At 61.5% G+C, this 5,032-nt stretch carries 6 protein-coding genes, 1 tRNA gene and 1 pseudogene; 2 read left to right on the forward strand and 6 right to left on the reverse strand.

What is annotated here, in order from left to right; all coding sequences use genetic code 11:
• Positions 1–77 (reverse strand) — tRNA-Arg (locus ACFDTG_RS16025).
• A gap of 53 nt (positions 78–130) precedes the next feature.
• Complete coding sequence (locus ACFDTG_RS16030; protein WP_375291952.1) at positions 131–541, reverse strand: (deoxy)nucleoside triphosphate pyrophosphohydrolase; 411 nt, start codon at positions 539–541, stop codon at positions 131–133.
• A gap of 113 nt (positions 542–654) precedes the next feature.
• On the opposite strand from ACFDTG_RS16030, the gene ACFDTG_RS16035 reads away from it, so the two are divergent.
• Both ACFDTG_RS16035 and ACFDTG_RS16040 read left to right on the forward strand, forming a co-directional pair.
• On the forward strand, positions 655–831 hold the full coding sequence (locus tag ACFDTG_RS16035; RefSeq protein ID WP_375291947.1) for a Flp family type IVb pilin: 177 nt from the start codon (positions 655–657) through the stop codon (positions 829–831).
• Positions 832–952: 121 nt separating this feature from the next.
• On the forward strand, positions 953–1,123 hold the full coding sequence (locus ACFDTG_RS16040) for a Flp family type IVb pilin (RefSeq protein ID WP_375291948.1): 171 nt from the start codon (positions 953–955) through the stop codon (positions 1,121–1,123).
• A 77-nt stretch (positions 1,124–1,200) separates the two neighbouring features.
• Here ACFDTG_RS16040 and ACFDTG_RS16045 read toward each other — a convergent pair whose 3' ends face one another.
• The 4 genes and pseudogenes from ACFDTG_RS16045 to ACFDTG_RS16060 all read right to left on the reverse strand — a co-directional run.
• On the reverse strand, positions 1,201–2,682 hold the full coding sequence (locus tag ACFDTG_RS16045; protein WP_375291949.1) for a M48 family metalloprotease: 1,482 nt from the start codon (positions 2,680–2,682) through the stop codon (positions 1,201–1,203).
• A gap of 104 nt (positions 2,683–2,786) precedes the next feature.
• Positions 2,787–3,731: an acetyl-CoA carboxylase carboxyltransferase subunit alpha gene (locus tag ACFDTG_RS16050; RefSeq protein ID WP_375291950.1), complete on the reverse strand. Its 945-nt coding sequence runs from the start codon at positions 3,729–3,731 to the stop codon at positions 2,787–2,789.
• A gap of 9 nt (positions 3,732–3,740) precedes the next feature.
• Positions 3,741–4,616: a tyrosine recombinase gene (locus ACFDTG_RS16055; RefSeq protein ID WP_375291951.1), complete on the reverse strand. Its 876-nt coding sequence runs from the start codon at positions 4,614–4,616 to the stop codon at positions 3,741–3,743.
• Position 4,617: 1 nt separating this feature from the next.
• Positions 4,618–5,032: pseudogene (locus tag ACFDTG_RS16060) on the reverse strand (hypothetical protein); the annotation flags it as partial.

Genomic DNA, 5,032 nt, shown 5'->3' on the forward strand with positions numbered 1-5,032 from the left:
TGGCGCGCCCGAAAGGATTCGAACCTCTGACCCCCAGATTCGTAGTCTGGTGCTCTATCCAGCTGAGCTACGGGCGCGCGGTGGAGCGGGGCACATAAGGAGGTGTTCGAGACTTGGCAATAGGCTTTGGCTAGGAATTCGCGTGTGGCGGATACCTCTCGAACAAACGACGGCACAACATGCGATCTAGCGGCGGAAGATCGAGATCGATGATTGCATCTTTCTCGAACCAATCCACCGCCGCTCCCGCCTGAAGCGGCCTTGGCTCACCATCCCACCGCGTTGCGGTGTAAAGAAGAATTACAAGTCCGGCTCTGTTTTCTCCGGCATCGGTTTCCGCGAAGCTTGCTGCCTCGAAATGCGATGGAGCAATGCGGATCCCGAGTTCCTCCTCCAGCTCCCTAGACAACGCAATCGCCGGGGTTTCGCCCGGTTCCACCTTCCCCCCGGGAAATTCCCAGAGCCCCCCGTGATGTTTTCCATGTGGCCGGCGGTGCATCAGCCAGCGGCCATCCGGCCGGCTCAAGGCCCCCGCAGCCACCCATACGGTTGTCGGGATTTCTTCCAATTAACCGTCTCCACGCAATACTTTTTTAAGAGCCAGGCCGGTATTTCTTGGTCATCAGCCTGACACGAATGGCCGGGGAACAATCGATGTTTGAATTTCTCGCAAGACTGGGACGCGACGCGAACGGCGCCACGGCTGTCGAGTATGGGCTGATCCTGGCGCTCGTCTTCTTGGCCATGATCGGTGGTGTATCCACCTTCGGCCAGAACGCCATCTCGGTTTGGGATAGCGTTTCGAACAAGATGACAAGCGCACAGGCCTAACAGGAGCGGGGTCCGGAATTAGCAAATTCTAAACCCTTCTCTGGGACAAGCAATAAATCCGAACCGCCTTTTCTAGCCTGCGGTGAGGGTGGGGTACCGAAGATTGAACCAGGAGACGACCATGAAGTTCTTCAACAAGCTGGCCCGCGACGAGCAGGGCGCCACCGCCATCGAATACGGCCTGATCGCCGCCCTCATCGCCGTCGCCGCGATGACTGCCATGCAGAGCCTCGGCAACAACCTTTCGTCGACCTTCACCACGGTCGGCAACAAGATGACCACCAGCGCGTAAGGTCAGCTTGATCGAACGTGGAAGCGGCGGGGAAATCCCCGCCGCTTTTGCTTTGTGCTGAGTAAGTTTGCCGATCGTCAGCTGCCGCGCACGACGATCTTTACCTTCTGGCCGGGCGTGACGCCTTCGTTGTTGCCCAGCCCGTTCAGAACGCGGAACCGTTCCACCTGTGCGTTGGTGTATGCCATACGGCTCGCCAGCGACTGCACCGTGTCCCCCGACCGGACTGTCACCACGTCGATTACGCGTGGCACGACCTGAGCGGCTTCCTGCGCCGTGATCTTGCGCATCGAAGAAAACATCGGGTTGAAGACATTGGCATTTCCAGCGGCCGTTATAGCCTGGAAATGATAGGCGCGGTTGTTGCCGAATTCATAGGCGAAAACCGTGACATCGACCTGGCCGTTGCCGCTGTTGACCCGGGCGGTGCCATAGGCCGCCGGGATCCCGTTTACCGTGGTCCGCTGGATACTGGACGGTGCAAGCTGAGAGTTCTGTCCGCCGAGTGCCGAAAAAACGCTGCGAACGTAGGATTCAAGATTACCGTTATAGGCCGCCAAAGTCATTTGCGCTTGGCCGCTCTGACCGTTGATGCTGACGGCCCGCGTACCGTTGATCATATAGAAACCGTTGGGCGCGGTGAACGACAAGCGAAGCTCCGGATGGATGAAACGCTGACCCTCGATCACGCCCTGCTCGGGATCGTCTCCATAGGTCAGACCATCGATGCGCGTCAGAAATGTGTCGCGATTGGTCAGACCGGCCGTCGATCCTGCCCGTTGATTGGCTGCGGACACGCGGCTCGCTGGATCGGGGTGAGTAGACGCCCATTCGGGGATCGAAGCGTTCCGGCCCTGGACTTGCGCGTCCAGATTGTTCTGCCGTGCCAGGCTGGCCAGAAGCGTGGCCATGGCGTGGGGATCGTAACCGGCCTTTACCAGATACTCCTGGCCGAGCTTATCGGCCTCGAGTTCCTGACTGCGGGAAAACTTGAGTGTGAGAAGCTGGCTGCCCTGCTGGATACCCTGGCTGACAGCCTGCCCAATCTGGCTGTTGCCGAGAAGAACGCCGGACAGGATCGATCCAACCGCCCCCAGCACGGAGTTGCGCTGGGCAGTCTGCTGGCGACGCTGCGAATGCCGTGCCGCGACGTGTGCGACCTCGTGCCCGAGCACGCCGGCTAGTTCGGCCTCGTTGTTCATGAGCGTCACAAGCTGGCGCGTGGTGTAGATGTATCCACCAGGTATCGCGAAGGCGTTGTTCACGGGGCTGTTTAGCAAGGCGACATTGAAGCTTGAGCGCGCATTACCCAGACCCGACTGCACAGCGATATTCTGCCCGATGTTTTCGACGTAGGTAGCCTGCGGACCGCTCATCGCTCCGCCGAATTCCTGCAGGATCTGCGTGTTGTATTCTGCGCCTTGCTGCGCCTCGGCCGGCGTGATGGGCGCGCTGGCGCTGGGAATTGCTCCGCCCCCTCCGCAGCCTGCCAGGGCCAGCGGCGCCAGAGACGAAAGAAGCAGCCTGCGTTTCACGCGCAGGTTTACGTTGGAAATCATTGTAGCGGTCCTTCCCCTAGATGCGGTCCACCAGCCGCGCGACGGTTCGATGGGGAGGAAACAGGATTTACCCGGCGATAGTTCCCGCCGGCGCGGAAAGGTCGCTATCCCGCCAGTTGCAGGAACCTCTCCTCGCGCATGCGAATCAAATCGCTCGCCGCTCGATGGGACAGGGTCTCGAGTTCTTCCGAAACGGCCTGGGACAGTGCCGTTGCAGTCGCTTGCGGGTTGCGGTGCGCGCCTCCCACCGGTTCGGCGATGACGCGGTCGATCACGCCAAGTTCGAGCAGTGCCTGGGCGCTTACCTTCATCGCCTCGGCCGCATCGGGGGCCTTTTCGGCTGTTCGCCACAGGATCGATGCACACCCCTCGGGCGAAATCACTGAGTAGATCGCATGCTCCAGCATCAGGACCCGCTCGGCGCTTGCGAGCGCCACGGCCCCGCCCGATCCCCCTTCCCCCACGATGACGGCTACCATCGGGACCGGTAGAGCCAGACATGCTTCCGTAGCCCGAGCGATGGCTTCCGCCTGCCCGCGCTCTTCGGCTTCTATCCCAGGAAACGCCCCCGATGTATCTACCAGGGTGACCACGGGCAGGCCGAAGCGACCCGCCATTTCCATCAGCCTGATCGCCTTCCGATAGCCCTCCGGCTTGCCCATCCCGAAATTGTGCTTGATCCGACTGGAGGTATCATGGCCCTTTTCGTGGCCGATGAGCATCACGCGTCGTTCCCCGAGACGCGCAAAACCCCCGATGATCGCCTGATCATCGCCGAAGGCACGATCACCCCCGAGCGGAACGAACTCGTCGAAAGCAAGCTCTACGTAATCCCGAAAATGAGGGCGCGCGGGGTGCCGTGCCACCTGCGTCTTTTGCCAGGGTGTGAGGCCGGAGTAGGTGCGTTTCAGCAGTTCGGCACTCTTGGATTCCAGCTGCGCGAGCTCGGCGCCGATATCAACGGCGTCGTCATTGGCTGCGGCGCGCATCTCCGCGATACGCTTTTCGAGTTCGGCCAGCGGCTTCTCGAATTCGAGATAGGTTTGCATGTCGCGGAGCTAGTCGCTGGGGTGCGTGCGCGCAAGCGGATGGCGTTCATTGACCAGCTTCACGAGGCGCGAGGCGTCCACATGCGTGTATATCTGGGTCGTCGAGATATCGGCATGTCCCAGCAAGGTCTGCAGAACCCGCAGATCGGCCCCGCCCTCCAGCAGATGCGTGGCGAATGCATGTCGCATTACGTGCGGACTGACCTTCTGCGGATCGATGCCGGCCCGCCCGGCCAGCCCCTTCACTAGCTGGTAAAGCCGAACGCGAGTGAGGTGCGACCCTCCGCTTGGAAAAAGATATCCACCGTCCGGAGGGCGCACTGTTAGCCAGCGTCTGAGCGCTTGATCCGCGCGCGTGCTCACGGGGACGAGCCTCTGTACGCCGCCCTTCCCTGTAATCGTCATCAGTGGTGCGTCGCGCGGGATTGCCGCGAGTGGCAAGGCCACCAGTTCGCTGGCTCTCAAACCCGACCCGTAGAGCAGCTCGATAAGCGTCAAGGTGCGGAGGGGAATCGAATCGTCCGATACGGCCTCTTGCTCGGCACACGCGAACAGCTGCGCGATTTCCTCATGATCGAGGATCTTGGGCAATGATCGCCCAATCGCGGGCCGCGGAAGGGCGTGCGATGGATCGTCGGGCCGGCCATGCTCGTCGACGAGAAAACCGAAAAACTGGCGAAGGGCGGAAGCTTTGCGTGCGGCACTAGAGGAGGCCAGCGACGCCCAGCGGTGCTCAAGTTTGGCCAGATCAGTTGCGGCGGCGCTTTCCAGCGGCCCCAACCATTCCTGCGCCTGGTTCAAGTCGCGCCGATATGCGGCGATCGTGTTGGCTGCCGCACCTCTTTCGGAAGCCAGCATGGCCAGGAAATCGTCGATCGCCGACAAATCAGGTCCGCGCGACTGCCTCTGCGGCGATCATCCGCGCCTCGGCGTCCAAGCCGACCTGCTTGAGCGCACGGACGATGTGGAACAGGTGGACCGAAGTCATCTGGTCCCACCGTTCGCCCTGCATGCCCAGTCCTGCCAACAGCACGACCAGGGCCTGATTGCGGGCGGTGGCGGCAGAATTGATCGCCCGCGTCCAGCGTGTTGGCCGATCGAGATTAACGCCGAGCTTCTCCTCGTACTCGCGGCGCGTTCCCTCGCTCACGCGGCCGAGCCCGGCTAGTCCGGCCAGAAGCATTCGGCTGCGAATACGCGATCTGCTGTCGTCGTTCTCCAGAAAACGGTCCATCTGGCCGTCGCTGGCAGTGCGATCGCCGATGTTCGCGACCGCCAATATACCCCAGGCCTGACTGCTC

It is taken from the genome of Qipengyuania sp., from assembly GCF_042095715.1.
GTDB lineage: Bacteria > Pseudomonadota > Alphaproteobacteria > Sphingomonadales > Sphingomonadaceae > Qipengyuania.